The 17,659-nt window shown below is 34.8% G+C and carries 14 protein-coding genes; 5 read left to right on the forward strand and 9 right to left on the reverse strand.

Translation table 11 applies throughout. The features are described from left to right. Entirely contained in the window at nt 1–468 is a 468-nt protein-coding gene (rnhA, locus tag ACFIMA_RS01305; RefSeq protein WP_375613021.1) for a ribonuclease HI, read from the forward strand. Between the two features lie 26 nt (nt 469–494). Here rnhA and ACFIMA_RS01310 read toward each other — a convergent pair whose 3' ends face one another. Beyond that, nucleotides 495–1,373, reverse strand: a complete 879-nt coding sequence (locus tag ACFIMA_RS01310) for a protein-disulfide reductase DsbD domain-containing protein (protein ID WP_375628302.1) — start codon at nt 1,371–1,373, stop codon at nt 495–497. 71 nt (nt 1,374–1,444) lie between these two features. Here ACFIMA_RS01310 and ACFIMA_RS01315 point away from each other — a divergent pair, with 71 nt between their 5' ends. Further along, nucleotides 1,445–2,029 carry a YqgE/AlgH family protein gene (locus ACFIMA_RS01315; protein WP_375631595.1) on the forward strand — a complete coding sequence of 195 codons (585 nt, stop codon included), beginning with the start codon at nt 1,445–1,447 and terminating at the stop codon, nt 2,027–2,029. A gap of 42 nt (nt 2,030–2,071) precedes the next feature. Here ACFIMA_RS01315 and ACFIMA_RS01320 read toward each other — a convergent pair whose 3' ends face one another. The 7 genes from ACFIMA_RS01320 to ACFIMA_RS01350 all read right to left on the reverse strand — a co-directional run bounded on the left by ACFIMA_RS01320 (nt 2,072) and on the right by ACFIMA_RS01350 (nt 12,802). After that, the gene (locus ACFIMA_RS01320; RefSeq protein ID WP_375652321.1) at nt 2,072–4,957 is read right to left on the reverse strand and encodes an EAL domain-containing protein; all 2,886 of its coding nucleotides are present in this window, start codon (nt 4,955–4,957) and stop codon (nt 2,072–2,074) included. 398 nt (nt 4,958–5,355) lie between these two features. Continuing rightward, nucleotides 5,356–6,630, reverse strand: coding sequence for a M16 family metallopeptidase (locus ACFIMA_RS01325; protein WP_375678077.1), 1,275 nt, complete (start codon nt 6,628–6,630; stop codon nt 5,356–5,358). An 83-nt stretch (nt 6,631–6,713) separates the two neighbouring features. Further along, the gene (thrC, locus tag ACFIMA_RS01330) at nt 6,714–8,111 is read right to left on the reverse strand and encodes a threonine synthase (protein ID WP_375631597.1); all 1,398 of its coding nucleotides are present in this window, start codon (nt 8,109–8,111) and stop codon (nt 6,714–6,716) included. Nucleotides 8,112–8,747: 636 nt separating this feature from the next. After that, complete coding sequence (locus tag ACFIMA_RS01335; protein ID WP_375652319.1) at nt 8,748–9,110, reverse strand: hypothetical protein; 363 nt, start codon at nt 9,108–9,110, stop codon at nt 8,748–8,750. 209 nt (nt 9,111–9,319) lie between these two features. Continuing rightward, complete coding sequence (locus ACFIMA_RS01340) at nt 9,320–9,682, reverse strand: hypothetical protein (protein ID WP_375631599.1); 363 nt, start codon at nt 9,680–9,682, stop codon at nt 9,320–9,322. Between the two features lie 189 nt (nt 9,683–9,871). Next, nucleotides 9,872–10,228: a hypothetical protein gene (locus tag ACFIMA_RS01345; protein WP_375628294.1), complete on the reverse strand. Its 357-nt coding sequence runs from the start codon at nt 10,226–10,228 to the stop codon at nt 9,872–9,874. Between the two features lie 1,878 nt (nt 10,229–12,106). Continuing rightward, entirely contained in the window at nt 12,107–12,802 is a 696-nt protein-coding gene (locus ACFIMA_RS01350; protein WP_375613014.1) for an HAD family hydrolase, read from the reverse strand. Nucleotides 12,803–13,174: 372 nt separating this feature from the next. Between ACFIMA_RS01350 and ACFIMA_RS01355 the strand changes: the two genes are divergently transcribed. Continuing rightward, the gene (locus ACFIMA_RS01355) at nt 13,175–14,263 is read left to right on the forward strand and encodes a site-specific DNA-methyltransferase (protein ID WP_375613050.1); all 1,089 of its coding nucleotides are present in this window, start codon (nt 13,175–13,177) and stop codon (nt 14,261–14,263) included. Between the two features lie 755 nt (nt 14,264–15,018). On the opposite strand, the gene mutY is transcribed toward ACFIMA_RS01355, so the two are convergent. Further along, a complete protein-coding gene (gene mutY / locus ACFIMA_RS01360; RefSeq protein ID WP_375620664.1) occupies nt 15,019–16,077 on the reverse strand; it encodes an A/G-specific adenine glycosylase in 1,059 nt (352 codons plus the stop codon). 203 nt (nt 16,078–16,280) lie between these two features. Between mutY and ACFIMA_RS01365 the strand changes: the two genes are divergently transcribed. Both ACFIMA_RS01365 and ACFIMA_RS01370 read left to right on the forward strand, forming a co-directional pair. After that, nucleotides 16,281–16,781, forward strand: coding sequence for a DUF721 domain-containing protein (locus ACFIMA_RS01365; RefSeq protein WP_375638055.1), 501 nt, complete (start codon nt 16,281–16,283; stop codon nt 16,779–16,781). A gap of 83 nt (nt 16,782–16,864) precedes the next feature. Then, a complete protein-coding gene (locus ACFIMA_RS01370; protein ID WP_375611143.1) occupies nt 16,865–17,521 on the forward strand; it encodes a DsbA family protein in 657 nt (218 codons plus the stop codon). Nucleotides 17,522–17,659 lie beyond the last annotated feature (138 nt).

Here is a 17,659-nt window from a genome sequence, read left to right on the forward strand (position 1 = left end):
ATGGCAACTCAACAAAAAGTCGTTGAAATTTATACAGATGGTGCTTGCTCAGGGAATCCTGGAGTTGGAGGATGGGGAGCAATTTTACGCTGGAATGGTCATGAACGGGAGCTTTATGGCGGTAAGATCCATACGACAAACAATCAAATGGAACTCATGGCGGCAATTTGTGCATTAAAGGCGCTTAAAGAGCCCTGTTTGGTCGATCTTTATACAGACTCAGTTTATGTACGTAACGGTATATCTAAGTGGATTGAAGATTGGAAAAAGAATAATTGGCGCACTGCATCAAAAAATCCTGTTAAAAATATGGAGCTATGGCAAGCTCTTGAGGATGCTAGTTCTTGTCATACAGTTAGATGGCACTGGGTAAAAGGGCATGCGGGACATCCAGAAAATGAACGCGCAGATGCCCTTGCTCGCAAAGCAATTACTCAATATCGTGAAAATGGACGTTTTCCAGCATAATTGCTTTTTGAGAGCTTTTTCTTTTATCACGGAGACGCAAGAGGGGTTGGCTGCGTATGGAATATGAATGTTCCACTTAAGGCGTGATCTTTAAAAGCAACTGTATAAAAAATTTTTTGGTTTATTTCTTCTGGTGTGAAATAGAGTGGAGCACTGAAGAGTGTATATTCTGCGTTATCACTGACTTTTCTTGCTGCTCCAATTTGCATTTCTCCTCCATCTAAAAAGAGAGAGGAAGGAGTGGTTTTGTTGTTATTTTGTATTTTTATAAGAAGGGTACTATTATTTTTTTCAGCACTTATTTTTAGTGCATTCTGCGTCATGCGGGGCAAAGAATTTTGCGCCTTTTTTAAGAAGGAAGCAGGAAGCTGTTTATTTTTAAGAGCAGATGGCGAAAAATCAAAGTTAACAGTAAATGGAAGACAGATTTTGTGACATAATCCAAGAGTGAAAGCACCACTTAAATTTTTGCTTGAACCAGAAAGATTGAAGGGCAATATTACTTTATCTTTATAACCTAATGACCAATCATTTTCTGTTTCAAAAAGCTGTGGAGTAGGATAAAAGATTTCATAAGAAATCTGTTGGTTGAAATTAAAAAATGGTGCCATGCCAGAATTACCTGGATTACGCCAGTAAGTTTTCCATCCTGGTTTAAGCTCAATTTCAATAATGCCTTCTCTTATTCCAGAAAGAGAAGGTTCAGTGATCGCTAATCGGATACGACCACCATCTGATTCATACCAAGATGTTGCGAAAAGCTGGAGTTTTTGTTCTGTTTGAGCATTTACAGGAATGTTAAGTAATTCTAAAACTATGAATGTTAAGCTTAAAGTAACTAAAAGCTTTTTATAAAAGAAAGTTGCGATATTTTGTAAATTTGTAAATATATAACTTTTTTTCATTGGAGTTTTATTTTCCTAGTGTGCTAAATGAACAAACTTTTATCATGTCAATTATGGAGAATAACAGATTAATGAAGCGGTGTAATGGCTTTTTAGGTGGACAATTACTCATAGCAATGCCTGGGATGAATGACAAACGCTTTATTCGTTCTGTTATTTATATTTGTGCGCATTCTGATGCCGGTGCGATGGGCATCATTCTCAATCAATTGCATCACATTGATTTTCCAGAGCTTTTGCTTCACTTAGGAATCATAGACAGTGGCCAAAAAAAAAGTCTTTCTGAACCAATAAAACAGTTTCCAGTTCGCTATGGTGGTCCTGTTGATCCTTCGCGTGGTTTTGTCCTTCATTCAGATGATTATGCTTGTGAAGAAACTGTTTTTATTGCGGATAAGATCTGTTTTACTGCGACAATTGATATATTAAAAGCGATCAGTTGTGAACAAGGTCCGCAACATGCACTGGTCGCATTAGGCTATGCTGGATGGAAAGCGGGGCAACTTGAGGCAGAAATTTCTGCAAATGGTTGGCTAATCAGTTCTACATCACCTAGTTTTCTTTTTGAAAGCGATTTAAGCTGCAAGTATGATAAAAGTTTAACACGCATGGGTATCGATCCAACTTATCTTGCTTCTGAAATGGGACACGCGTAGAGTTTTTTCTAAGCTTTTTAACTTTACACGTTATTTTATCCCTTATGTTTTTATTTTATAAGGGAAATGGCTCTGAACGAGCGTAATTAATTCTTCTATGGCAATCGGTTTCGTTACAAGTGTACTTTGAACATATTTACAGCCTTCTTGACGGAGGAAGATTGCTTCTTTTTCATTTTCAACACCTTCTGCGATAATTTGCAAATTAAGATCTGTTGCCATATTAATGATAGACTTTAGAACAATTTTCTTCTTAAGAGAGTCGATTGAGATAAGTGAACGATCAAGTTTAACCATATCAAATGGATAACGTACGAGATAGGTCAGAGACGAATAACCTGTTCCAAAATTATCGAGTGCGAGATTCATTCCAAGTGTTTTAATTTGTTCAAGAAAGTGCGCTGATTGTTCAGGATTATTTCTTAAGACAAATTCAGATATTTCAATCATCAGACGCCCTTTGTGGAGCGGATGGCGAAGCAAAGCGGCACGCAATTGACTGATAAAACGAGGATGAATCATTTCTGCGCTTGGTAAATTAATTGAAATAAAGAAAGATTGTTGGGAAAACTTTTCTTGTACATTTATAAGATCAATAATGGCATTATCGATGATAAATTGTGACAAATCCATAACAATTTGTTCATTTTCTACGATTTTTATGAAATCAGAGACATTTAAATTTCCATAAGTGGGATGATGCCATTCTACAATTGTTTCAAAACCAATAATATGTCCGTCTGATAAATTAAGAATAGGATGGTAGAGGATTTTCATCTCATTACGTTTTATGGCATAATGAACATCTTTCTCCAGAGTATTATGTTCGAGACCCAAAGTGCGAAAATTAGGACGAAAAGGTTCAATATGGTTCCCACCCATTTGTTTTGCGCGAATCATCGCTAACTCACTATCATTAAAAATATCTTTAGCCGTCGATCGGCTTTCACTCCATGTAACCAATCCGATAGAGGTTGAAAGGATTATTTTATTTTCTGAAAGTGAAATAGGTGCTGAAATTGTTTTGTGCAAATGATCTGCAAATGCTGCAATTTTTTGTGGTTCGGTTTCACTGAGTAAAATAATTGCAAAGCGGTCTGCTGAAAGACGCGATAAGGTGTCTTGAAAGTTAATGAGACGATTTAAACGACGTGCGATTATAAGCAGTACAGTATCCCCAACTGCTATGCCTAATTTGCGATTAATTTGGCGAAAATTGTCAAAATCAATCATAAAGACAGTTGGTCTAATTTTGATATTTGCTTTCGCTAAAGAGGTATAATTTTGTAGTCTATCAAAGAAAATTTGTTGGTTAGGAAGTCCAGTTAAGCTGTCGTGGATTGCATCATGCAATAAGCGTTCTTCGGATTTTTTATGGTTAGTAATATTGACAATGGTTCCAATGACACGTGTGATTTTTCCATCTTTTTGCATAGCCGGACGTGCACGAAGAGAAAACCAATGATAATAACCACCACCGGAAGAAAGCCGAAAAATTTGATCAATGCGCCCTTTTTTATTTTTAAGAATGATATCCAATACGGCTTGAAAGCGTTCACGATCATCATGGTGCAAGGCTGAAATCCAGTTGCGCATAGGTCCATTGAGGTTATGAATTTCAGTACCAAAAAGGGTTGCCATGTTTGGATGTACAACAATACGATCACGCTCAATATTCCAATCCCAAATAATATTTCCAGCTCCCTTTGCTGCGAGTACTTGTTGTTCAAGGTCGGAAAATATTCCTTCATGGAAAGCGTCATTAGAAAAAGTTTGTTGCAGGACAGTAAAGCTTATGAGAAGAACAATGAGCACTAATCCTCCCGCTAATGCTGGCTGGATAATATCATTGTTTAAATGTCCAGCTATGCAGGCATAGGCTCCAACACACCAAAAGCTAATGAGCAACCATGTTGGAATAAGCATAATGGCGCGGTCATAGCTTCTGATTGAGAAATAGATGATTAATATTATACCAAGCACAGCGGTAAGGCCAAAAGACAAACGCGCAATTCCAGCTGCTCTGATGGGATCATAAATAGCAAAGGCTCCTAGACTGCAAAACGCAATGGTCCAAGCGATAGCACCGTAACTAAAATGATAATGCCAGCGGTTAAGGCTGAGATAGGTAAAAAGAAAAATGAAGAGTGTAGCAGTAAGTGCTACTTCTGTACCAGCACGCCAGATTGGTTGGGTTGTGAGTGTAACTGCAAAGAATTTATTTAAAAAGTTGAAGTCAATACCAATATAAAAAAGCACAGCCCAAGCAACTGCCGCTGTTGCAGGAAACAGCCCTGTTCCACGGACGACGAAGAGAACAGTTAACAAAAGCGCTAAGAGACCTGATATCCCAAGAAGAATACCATGATAAAGCGTATAAGAATTAATTGCATCTTTATAAGCTTCAGGTTGCCATAAATAGATTTGCGGTAGATTTGCAGAGTTAAGTTCGGCCACAAATGTAATAACAGCACCAGGGTTAAGGGTAATACGAAAGATATCAGAGTTTGCACTAAGTTGACGATCGAGGGAAAAACCTTCGCTTGGCGTTATGGATTGAATCCTTGATGATCCAAGGTCTGGCCAAAAAAATCCAGAACGTGCCATGCGGTAATGGGGGGCAACGATGAGACGATCAACTTGTTCATCTGTTGGATTTGCAAGAGAAAAAACTGCCCAATTTCCGGAAAATTTTTCATTTTTTGCCTGCACTTCAATACGCCATACAATACCATCTGGTCCTGGTGCTGTACTTGTTTGAAAAATAGAGTTGTTTGTATGGTGAATTTCAATTGCTTTTGAGAGATCAAGAGCAGCATCTTGAGAAGAAATTTTAATTGGTTCAATTGCTTGTGCTGATGTAAGATGGACAAAAGAACTAACGACTACAATGAAAATGATGTCAATTATTTTACGCAAACTCTTCACAATGTCCCACTCTCAATATTTTAGGATGTTTAATTTTCATTTCGACTTTTGAGAAAAAACGTCCACCTTTTATAATTTATTTACATAATAAATTGTTATCACTTTTTCTTAAGTTATGTGATTTTATATACAAATAGACCACACACCCATTTGCTTCAATGGAACCTGAAGCGAATGAAGTTTTATATTTTAAAAGGGCAAAGTTAAACCATGAATTTCCAGATTTCACGGATATACCTTCACTTATTAGAATCTTTATCACATGAAGTATGAATTGGGTAGTTTTGTACGCCTATTTGCCCAATATTTCCAAAACTTATTTAATGAGGAGAGCTTTTGTGGTAAATTTTATGATAAAATATGTGATGTTATTGTGATGCTGCTTTGAAAAGAAGTTTTTACTTTAGCTTGTATGAAAGAGTTGACGTTAAATCATCAAAATTTATGAGGGGTCCTACAGGTCCGACAGCAGTTAGTGTTGGAGTGGAGTTTGTAAAAAGACGATGTGCTAAATCAGTTAATCTTTTAGGAGTGATGAGATTAAGGCGTTCAATTGTTTCCGATATTGGAATTGGTCGACCATAAAGGAGTATTTGGCGAGCAATGAGATGTGCTTGACTAGAGGGATTTTCCTGTGACATTGTCAGATTTGCACGATATTGCGTTTGTGCTCGTTGCAGTTCGTTGGTGTGAATATTTTTGCTGACCTTGGAAAGTTCATCAAGAATCACAGGAATAAGTTCTTTGAGCCCTTCTTGTCCGGTAGCTGCGTGAACACCAAAAAGCCCAGTATCTGAAAATCCCCAATGAAAAGCATAAATAGAATAGCATAATCCACGTTTCTCTCTTACCTCTTGAAAAAGACGTGAAGACATACCACCACCAAGAATGATAGAAAGAATTTGGGCTGCATAAAAATCACGCGCGTGATAAGCACGTCCTTCAAACCCTAGAACAACTTGTGTATCCATTAAATCGCGATATTCACGAAAGTCGCCACCGACATAATTTGCAAGATTAGTAAGAGGTGCGGTTGAATGGGAGCGAAAAGTACCAAGACGACTTTCAACTTCTCGCAAGAAACTTTCGTGCTTTACAGCTCCTGCAGCAACGACAATCATACGATCTGCACTATATTGTTTATTGATGAAATCATGGAGATCAGTAGATGTAAATGATTGAATAGTTTTAGCTGTTCCTAAAATAGAGCGTCCAAGGGATTGATGACGAAAGGCTGTTTCTGTAAAGTGATCAAAAACAATATCATCAGGAGTGTCATGGGCAGCACCAATTTCCTGAAAGATTACTTGTTTTTCTCGTTCTAGTTCATCGTCGTCAAATTTTGAATGCATTAAAATATCGGCTAAAATATCTATAGCAAGTGGGATATCGCTTTTAAGAACACGTGCAAAGTAAGCTGTTGTTTCAATACTGGTTGTAGCATTGATTTCACCGCCAACATCTTCAATATCGGTTGCAATTTGAAAAGCAGTACGGTTTTCGGTTCCTTTAAAAGCCATATGCTCAAGAAGATGAGCAATACCATGCTGTGTGGAGGTTTCATTGCGTGAGCCCACTTTGACCCATATTCCGAGGGCAACACTATCAATTTGTTGCATTGTATGTGTGGCGATAGTCAAACCATTACTAAGGCGACATATATCTACATCCATGTATTTACAACTCCATTAAATAAGCTAAATACCTCATTGTAAGGGTATCAGAATATTCTTGATTTAAATTAATGCAGCTAACTTTAATAAGATGCACGCGATTTTAAAGAAATATAATCTTTTACTATTTTTTCATCATTAGCAAGATTTATAAAATGTTCTTCATGTTTCATTACATCATTGAGATGAGATGGCCATGGAGCATGAAGTCCACAAGCGCTTTTAATAGTATCAGGAAATTTAGCTGGATGAGCCGTGGCAAGAACGATCATTGGAATATGCGGTTTTTTGTTTTCACGCGCTACTTGAAGAGCGACCGCTGTATGTGGATCAACAAGATAGCCACTTTCCTTATAGACACTATCAATTGTTTGAGCTGTTGCAGCCATGTTGCTTTTTCCAGCGGAAAATAGGGAACGAATATTTTTGAGTTGCTTTTCATCAAGAGTAAAAAGACCCGTTTTTTTCAAGTTTTCCATTGCATTGCGAATCCACATTGGATCACGATTGCCACTTTCAAAGAGCAAACGTTCAAAATTAGAAGAGACCTGAATATCCATAGAAGGTGATGTTGTATGGACTATTGGTTGTGTTTTGTAAGTACCACTGGTCAATGTACGTACAAGGATGTCGTTATCATTCGTTGCGATGACCAGTTGAGCAATGGGTAATCCCATACGGGCTGCGACATAACCTGCAAAAATATCACCAAAATTTCCAGTAGGAACAGTAAATGAAACAGCTCTATCAGGTGCTCCTAAAGAAAGTGCAGATGAAAAATAGTAAACAATTTGCGCCATGATACGCGCCCAATTTATAGAATTAACACCTGAAAGTGCTCTTTTTTTACGAAAATTGTGGTCATTAAACATTGCTTTGACAAGAGCTTGGCAATCATCAAAATTTCCTTCAATGGCAATGGCATGAACATTGGAACAATGATTGGTTGTCATTTGCCGTTGTTGAACAGGCGATACACGTCCTTTAGGAAATAAAATAAAAATATCTGAGTGTTCTTTTCCAGCAAAAGCTTGTATCGCAGCTCCTCCTGTATCACCTGATGTTGCAGCAATAATCGTTGCACATCTATTTTTTTCAGTCAAAACATAATCCATCAGTCGAGAAAGAAACTGCATTGCTACATCTTTAAAAGCTAAAGTAGGACCATGAAAGAGTTCAAGGATAAATTCATCTGCTCCAGTTTGTCGTAAAGGACAGATTGCTGGATGGTGAAAGGTTGCATAAGATTCAGCGATCATATTTTCAAAAGCTGTATATTCGATTTCGTTATTCACAAAGGGCCACAGAATAGTTTTAGCAATTGTTGTATAGGACTGACCACGAAGTGCTCGTAACGCATCAAATGATAGCTGAGGAAATTTATCTGGCAAATAAAGTCCCCCATCACTTGCCAACCCTGTCATGATTGTTTCCGTAAAGCTTAAAGCAGGAGCTTCACCTCTCGTGCTGATATATTCCATAAGTCTTATCCTTTTTTATTTCTGGCAAATTGGTGAAGTTATTTATTTCACGTTTTTCATAATATTTAAATTATTAAATGGATAGAGCTTCTTTTCTTCTTTTTAATTCAATAATGAAAGGAAATAGCCTTAAGCATTTTTATTTTTGAGATATAAACACCAAATGTTCACAGAAAATCTGTTACAGTCAAAAATTTCCTCTCTATTATTCATTCACTTAAATTTTACAACGTATCTTCACTTGTACACCTTCTTAAATAATAAAATTAAATAGATAGAATGGTATTTACTGAAGAACTTTTGTATAAAACTCAATCATTTATAGTTATTTTATGCTCTTAATACTTTGTAACAATTAAATCTGCTAAACTGAATGTTAAAATGATACATCTCAGGACTCACATTGGAAGATTTATAAGGTAATTTTATGGCATTTCGTGTGCAAATCTATACTTTGAATAATCTTTTTTAGCTTAATTTATCACTTTGTATAATAATAGATATTATATTTGTGCTATACAGTATGGTAACCTAAAGTTTATCCATAGAAAACATACAACAGCCTGCTAAATGATGGGAAGCAGGCTGTAAAGTATTTTCATTTTAAATAGAAAAAAATAACTAAGTATCTTTGAATTATTTGCCTTTAATTTTTCCTATTGCCCATCCAATTATCCCGCTAAATATGGCCATAACAGATCCAGTCAAGAATCCAAAACCCAAAGCTCCTACTGTAGAAAAAACTCCTAGCGTAATTGGTTCAAACACTTTCTCAAATTTTCCTTCAAAGGCAGATTCACTTTTTGCTTTATGAGTGAAACTTGGGACATAAAGAGCAGCTATATCGATAGCTTTTTTCTTTCCTTGTTCTATTAAAGAGACAGTTTCCCATTGAGTATCATTTTTCAAATGATTGGCATGAACATTTATAACTTGTGAAAGCAAAAAAGCAACTGCTATAAAAATATTTAATACGTAAGTTTTCAATACTTTAGTCATAGTTTACCACCAATACTTTTATTTTAATCTGAATTGAATAGATGCATCGGCAGAATTAGTGCACATTGAGAGAAACAGAAGCATTTAAAGCTTTTTTCACTCTTAGTGTGATAATTCATTAGTTTTTGTCATCAACAATGGATAAACACGGAATATGTTCATAGTTTATATTTCATATGAGAAGGTCTTATTCTGATGAAATTTCAATTTTAACGAGATTTAAAATACAATATTATTTTACTTATTATCCATCCTAAAAACATGCCTATCGTACTTGATGCATATCCAAGTGCCATCCCCATACCAAAAGCCCCGAGTGTAAGAGGTTCAACAACCTTTTCAAATTTTCCTTCAATAGTAGCTTCATTACCCACTCCATGATTTAGACTAGGTCTATAGAGAGAAACGGTATGGACTGCATCCTTTCTTTTCTGTTCTATTGCAGAAACAAAAATATTCTCACGATGAGTACTATTTTGTAAAGAGTTTGCATGCACATTTACAACCTGAGAAAGAGAAAAGGCAGATATAATGAAAATACTTAATATATGATTTTTAAATAATTTAATCATAATTTACCTCAAAGATTTATACTATTCAATATATATGAGTAAATTTATACTTAATTTATACTTTGGATATTTGGATGTAATCTACAACATTTATATTTTGTAGCATAATGAGCTTCATTATGTAATTATTTACAATGAATTATAGCCACATAATAAAGCTATTATTATAGAGTTCTAGACGAGGTTGAATTATTTGAACATCAATACTATGTCCTTTATCCAACTTATTATCGATCCTATAAAGCTCATTACATGTCCAGTAAACAATAGCCCCATTCCTATAGTCATAGGCTCAACGACCTTTTCAAATTTTCCTTCACCTATTGTTCCATGTTCTGTTTGATAATTTACAGACGGAGCATAGAAAGCAGTCGTAGAAACTACATCGGATTTCGCATATTTTACTTGTTCCATTGGGAAAACAGAAAATTCCTCTTTTGGATTATCGTTTTTCAAATAGTTTGCATTAACATTTACAGTTTGTGAAATAAAAAAAGTGCTCGCTATAAAAATGCTTAAAATATAATTTTTAAATATTTTCACCATAACTTTACCTCAAATATTTTTAAGTTATATATGTAAGAAATATACATAATGTTTATGTATATCACACTATATACAAGCCATATAGTTCAATATGTATTTTTAGTCAATAATAAAAATACATATAAAAATATAACTATAATTTTTATAAACGTTATTGTAAAAAAGTAACAGTAATAATTACAAATTATATTTTTTAAAAACTTTATACAATATTTTATTATGTGTTATATATAAACTAACATATGGTTATCGTATAATTTTTATAAAATGACATTAATATATTTTTTAAATACATTTATAGATAATAAAATTGATCAAAATTTTTACATATTAAATATATAAAAAATTATTTATTATCGATAGTATAATAGAAAAAATGAAATTTATGATGTGGTTATAAAAATATTATTAACAATTAAAATATGAATGGACACGCTAAAATTTTATTATTTATAGTATTTATTATAGATAGTCATTATTGTAGAATGTGTGTTCTATAGATATTATTAAATTATTATTCAATGGTTATTTAATTGCATCGTGATAGCAGAATAATAATTCTTACTTTACTATTAAATATATACATTTATCTTATAGATAATAATATGTTATAGATACTAAAAAATGTACAATTTTCTCATAGTGTAAAGTAGAGTTCCAAATTGGATAGAGATAAATGATATTATCTTTTTATCGCCAATGTGAACAGCATATTACTATGATGCAAGGCAGTGTATAGAAGAATATAATTTAGACATATTTATGAGTGCCAAAAGATCAGCATTGGATAATATTTTTCAATATTTTCTTCTTTCCAAACTGAAAAGCCGCTTTTATTTTTAGAAAGTGGATTACTTTTGAAAAGATCTGATTTCATTGCTTATTTAAAAAGGCTATTAAGTGCTTTCGGAAAATTTTAAGCAACTATTGGTATCTCTGTCGCTTGTTTAACATGATTATATGTTTCATATTTATGTGCTTTTTTAAAGAAACCGTTCTCAAGGTACTCAAGCCTATTTTGCAATGATAGATATGATGATAAAGCCCCCATAATATAAAATTCTTAGGGCATCAGAATTTTTGACGTTTATAAAGAAGAAAGATGGCATTGCCATACACTTTTCTCGCTCCTAATGTTGCTACAATTTTTGCCTTTTGAGATGATTCATTAAAAGGCATTTTTATTTCTTTATTTATTTAATTCAACATATCCAGATTTGAAATGAGAGAATCTTACAATATTCGGTTTTTTTGCTTAATTTGAATAATGATAAATTATGATTATAAATCAATATATTGTCTGTAAATTACTTGGTATGAAATGTTTTTTATAAAATGCACATCTTCATAAGAGTGTATTCTTTTTGTTTTTTGTAATCTTAGGGAGGTTGTACCAATTGATGCTGTTAAAATACTATTTAAGCAGCAAAGTAAATAAGCCTTCAACAAGTTTATGATGGATTGAGTAAATATAAGCCTTTGTAACTCAAAAAGGACGCATTTGTCATTTTCAATAAACTCTTGTGTTCCATAGATTCCGCGAATTTTAATATTTCTTTTTTGACAAATATAATAATTTATCAGGATGAGCTGCTGTGGTTGGGAGTGGGATATTGGATTTGAGATAGATAAGCAGGGTTTAATTTTTATGAGTTTGCACCCCTGTTTTTTGCTTTTTTTTTAAGTACGTGCAATGGTTAACAGACTTATGATCTCAATGAGGTGCTATATTTTTCCTTCACATTGAGATGCAATTTACCCGTGTCGTGAATTACGCATTTATTGAAGTCATTATAAAAGGAGCAGCGAGAAGAGCAGGACATTTGAATAAAAATGCTTCTTACAAGAGTTTACAAATTGATATATTCAAGAAATTTTTTATAATAGATCTCGCCATACTGCCATTGCTTCTAAGACTTCTCCTAAATGAGCATGTTTTGCAATAACTGTTTCTGCACCAGCTTCTGCAAGTGCATTAGAGTGGCCAAGATAGCTATGTGATCCTCCCGTAAAGCCGATGACACGCATGCCTGCTGCTATGGCTGCGTGTACACCATGAAGTGAATCTTCTATAACGATAGTGTTTTGGGGCTCTGCCTGTAATTGTTGTGCGGCAAAAAGGAAAACATCAGGGGCCGGTTTCGTTCTTTTTGTTCCAACTTCAGGTGCTGAAAATATTTTACCTTCAAAAAGGTCATAGAGATCAACCGTGATGAGCATCTCTTTTATATCTACGCTTTTTGCATTAGAGCAGATACAGTAGGGATAGCGTGTTTGGATAATTTCTACAGCTTCTCTTACATCATCAATAGCCCGTAATTTAGTTTTTATTTGTGTACGAAAAATATTAGTCATTTGATCTATGAGATGAGCAGAAATAGGTTTTTCTGTTTCCTGTTCAACGTGTTTAAGAATATCGCGAAAGATAAGCCCTGCAAAACGCTCACTCAATTCTTCGGGTGATATTTCATATCCTGTTTGTTTGAGCAATTGAGATCCAATTTTTGCTGCAAGATATTCAGAGTCGACGAGAACTCCGTCACAATCAAAAATAATAAGATCTATCTGAGGCATAAGATATTCCTTTACATGTTACGAGATGGACAACTTTCATGAAAACGATATTGAGAAGATCTTATTTCATAAAAATACGCTTTGAAAATGATTCTTAATTCTTTTACGAAATAAAAGATATGGGAACAGTACATTGAAAAAAAGAAAATTAAGGTTTCATTCATATGAAAGTTTTTTTTTACTAAAAAAACAAAAACAATCATCAATTTTGTAGAACTTTAACGATACGTTTACGCTATTTTGTAAATATAGATTGGTAATGCGGGCCTATAAACTATTTTGGTTGATTATAGGGCAAATTCAGTTAATTTTGTTGGGTTTTTCATGACAGTTATTCAGCTTCAAAAAGATTTCCTTCGTACTCCCTCACAAATGCCATGGCGCAATAAAATTTTTAAAGGAGATTGTGTTTCCGTTTTAGAAAAACTTCCAAAACATTCTGTTGATATGATTTTTGCGGATCCACCCTATAATTTGCAATTGGATGGAGCTTTATACCGTCCAGATCATTCGCTTGTTGATGCGGTTGATGATGCATGGGATCAGTTTGAGAGTTTTGCTGCTTATGATGCTTTTACTCGTGCATGGTTGCTTGCTTGTCGTCGTGTATTAAAACCCAACGGAACACTTTGGGTTATCGGATCTTACCATAATATTTTTCGGGTTGGGACGGCATTACAAGATTTAGGTTTTTGGATGCTTAATGATATTATTTGGCGCAAGAATAATCCGATGCCTAATTTTCGAGGGCGCCGTTTTCAAAATGCTCATGAGACGCTTATTTGGGCCGTGCGAGATCAAAAAGATAAAAAGTACACATTTAATTATGATGCCTTAAAAGCGGCAAATGAAGATCTACAAATGCGTTCAGATTGGCTTTTCCCTCTCTGCACTGGAGCTGAACGTTTAAAGGATGATTCGGGGCGTAAATTACATCCAACACAAAAACCGCAAGCGTTATTAGCGCGTATTATTATGGCTTCTAGTAAACCTGGTGATGTTATTCTCGATCCGTTTTTTGGTTCGGGAACAACAGGTGCTGTTGCCAAGCTTTTAGGGCGTGATTTTGTTGGGATTGAACGCGAGCAAGATTACATCGATGCAGCATGTGAGAGAATTGCGGCGGTTCAACCTTTAGCGCAACCAGAACTAGCGATTTTGGATAGAAAAAAAGCAGAACCGCGCGTAGCATTCAACAGTTTGCTTGAAGCAGGTTTACTCTATCCTGGAGAAGTTCTGTATGATCGTAAGAAGCAAGTATCTGCTATTGTAAGAGCTGATGGTACGATTATGCATGGTGGTGAAGCGGGCTCAATTCACGCAATGGGAAGAAAGGCTCAAGATTCGCAGAGTTGTAATGGTTGGACCTTTTGGTATTATGAGGAAAATGGACGGTTGAAGTCCATAGATCATTTAAGAATGATCATACGTTCACAAATGTTAAAAACGGGTGTTTTATGAACTAAGCTGATTGCTTCATTCTATTGACCACCAATATACCTGATCTTGATTGAGATGGACGTGAGGGTGTTTTAGCCTTTCTTAGATGTTTTTTATTGACACACTAAATCTCGCTTGTAAGCGACAAGCGAGTATTTTATGCTTCTTTTAGAAGAAATTAAAATGAGAAATTTTCACTCTATGTTCTCATTTTAGTTCCAAAACAGTAAAATTTCAATATAAGCTTATAAAAATGAAATATCAGAATTAAAAGGTTCATTCAGAAGTTCAAAATTAAGTGCTTTTTTGAATACGTACATCTGTAAAGTGCATATAATATATTGATTATAAAGATAATTTAGCGCAACTCATATCGAATTGCCCTCGGAATATCGTCAAGTTTTCTTATTTCAAATTTGTTCCATATTGAATCGATGAAAATTACTTTCTTGCATGTCATAAACGGGGTTGGCGTGTGAATAAAAATTGTTAACGAAAGAACTAAAAGTACCTCTTATAATCCGTTTCACGTACCAAGGGATGTTGAGGGGGCTGGTAAATATAACGATGGTGCTAACTTGCTCCGTCATAAGCGAAAAAAGGATAGATCCTGAAATTTAAATCTAAAGCTTCTAAGCGTTTCTATCGCTCCTTAATTTTTGTCTGTAGAAAAAATTGGTTATTTCATTTTTTAAAATTTTTCTTTTACAGATTAATAAATGATCGCTAGAGATACAAAAGTCTCCATTAGAAAACATTTTTATGAATAGGGAAGGTTATTTAAATCTAAAAGAATTGGGAAGTGCTACGGAAATGGCTTTTTTCATAACAGTAGGTAATGCTTCTTCGGCAAGATGTTGAATGTTACACCACCAACCATTTTCACAATTCATTTCATGAACATCTTCGGTATAGTAAACATCAAGTTTTAGAGAAAAGTGAGTAAAAACATGCGTAATTTGTCCTTTGAATTGCCAATTGGCAGTAAAGGGTGCGTTTTGTAGCCCATTTTCGTTGTTTATGCCAATATTGTTAGGAATTTGGGTCATTCCACCAAGGAGCTTTTGCGTCTGTCGTTTTTCCAAATAAATTTGTTTCTTTTTATTAAGGACCACAAAAGCAATACCTGTTTTTGAAGGGCGTTCTTTTTTAGGGGCTTTAACTGGAAAAGACTCCGGTTGTTGCATCTTTTCTGCTTTGCATAAACATTGAAGAGGGCAGGTATAACAAGATGGTTTGCGTGGAGTACAAATTGTTGCTCCCAAATCCATCATTGCTTGAGCAAAGTCACCAGGACGATTTAAAGCAGTAATTTTTTGTGTTTTTTCTTTAATTTCAACTTTTGCTTTTTGCAATATTGAAGTGATAGCAAAAAGTCGCGCTACCACACGTTCGACATTACCATCAACCACTGCTACAGGGTGGTTAAAAGCAATCGCAGCAATGGCTGCGGCAGTATAATCTCCAATACCGGCTAGAGTTCGCAATTCTTTTACAGATTGTGGAAATTGTCCCGCGTAGTTTTCAACAAGCTGTCGCGCACATTTTTTAAGATTACGTGCGCGTGAATAATAACCAAGTCCAGCCCATGCTTTCATGATATCATCTTGGGAGGCTTTTGCTAAAGAGGAAAGATCAGGCCATAGTTTTAGAAACTTTTTAAAATAAGGCTTAACTGTTTCAACGGTTGTTTGTTGAAGCATGATTTCAGAAAGCCAAACTTGATAAGGATCAGGACGGATACCTTGTTTTTGCTTTTCGGGGGTAATCCGCCATGGAAGATGTCTGTGATTTTGATCGTACCAAGCAAGGAGGTGCGAAGAAATTTCATACATGATTGCTTTCAAGCATAGGGAGATATAAAATGCAAAAGAAAAAATTATTTATTTTGTAATTCATGTTTTTTGCTCTTTTATTGTCAAGGCTCTGGTGAGAAAAGGCTTTTTATTTTGTTGATATTTCATAAATTGAGGAGGCAACAATTTTTAGATGAAACAAATGATTTTAATTTAGTAAGCGGTTGAACAATGATCTAAAAATGAGAAAACAACTTAAAAAACGTATCTTTTATTCTCTTTCTGAGGCGGTATACAAAATACTTGATCCAGTTTTACGCAAACGGACAGGGCTTAATGTAGCGCTTATAGAACATTGGCCACAGATTGCGGGCTATGATATCAGTGAACATACAATGCCGCTTAAAATTATTTGGAAACGTCGTGCAGATCAAGATGAAGTTTTTCAGCCAGCAACACTTGTTGTCGCATGTGAAGGATTTGCTGCGTTAAAATTGATGCATGAAACAGAGGAATTACTTCATAGAATTAACGGATTTTTTGGCTATATTGCTATTGATCGCATCAAGATTGAGCAAAGGAGTATGTCGGTTTTTATGAATCACTTGCCTCTAAAACCGCCTTTGAGTGAACAAGACAAAAAATGCGTGGAAAAAATGCTTGAAGGAATTGAAGATAAAAGTTTGCACCAAGCACTTTATCAACTTGGCTGTTGCATTTTTTTGGAAAAAAATAATAAATAGAAAGATATTTTATATATTTTTCTTTAATATATGAGAAAGCATTGGATTCCTATTCGTTAAATAACAACAGAAAAGTATTATTTATGGTAAAATATCGTTCTTTTTTATCTTTCGGGATAATTTTTCTCTTCATAACGATTGTACAAAACAGTGTAACAGTTGCTTTAGCGCGTGATCCCAAATCAGTGGCAACTGTTGATATGGCAGAGCTTCTCCAATCGGGTAAAGTAAAGGATCGCTTTGAGGGAGAGGCGGATGCACCAGTCGTCATTGTTGAGTATGCTTCGTTGACATGTACCCATTGTGCGCATTTTTATAATGATATACTTCCCCAAATTCGTAAAAAATATATCAAAACAGGAAAAGTAAAACTTATTTTCCGAGAATATGCTTTTGATCCTCGGGCAACAGCAGGTTTTATGTTGGCACGGTGTGCACCGGAAGATCGCTATTTTCCTTTGATAGAAGTTTTATTTCAAAAACAAAATGAATGGGCTTTCGGAAAAAATGCTCTAACACCATTGAAGAAAATTGGCTTAATGGCTGGTTTTACAGATGAAAGTTTTACTGCGTGTTTGAAAAATCAGTCCATTTTAGATGAAGTAAATGCATCTTTTGAACGCGGTAAAGAGCTTGGTGTCACAGCAACACCTACTTTCTTTATTAATGGTAGTAAATATGAAGGTGCCATGAAAGTAGAAGAATTTTTTTCGGTGATTGATAGTTTTCTAAAAAACTGAATCTTAATCTTCCAGAAGATGGATAGTGATACTTTTGGTCATTATCTCTTTTGGAAGGATTAATATTATGCATTTATGAAGCGATATCGTTGAGCCAATTTTGAATCAAATCATTGCTTTTAAGTGAGCCTGGGTTGA

Origin of the sequence: Bartonella sp. AP88HLJMH, assembly GCF_042195605.1 — a bacterium.
Classification (GTDB): domain Bacteria; phylum Pseudomonadota; class Alphaproteobacteria; order Rhizobiales; family Rhizobiaceae; genus Bartonella.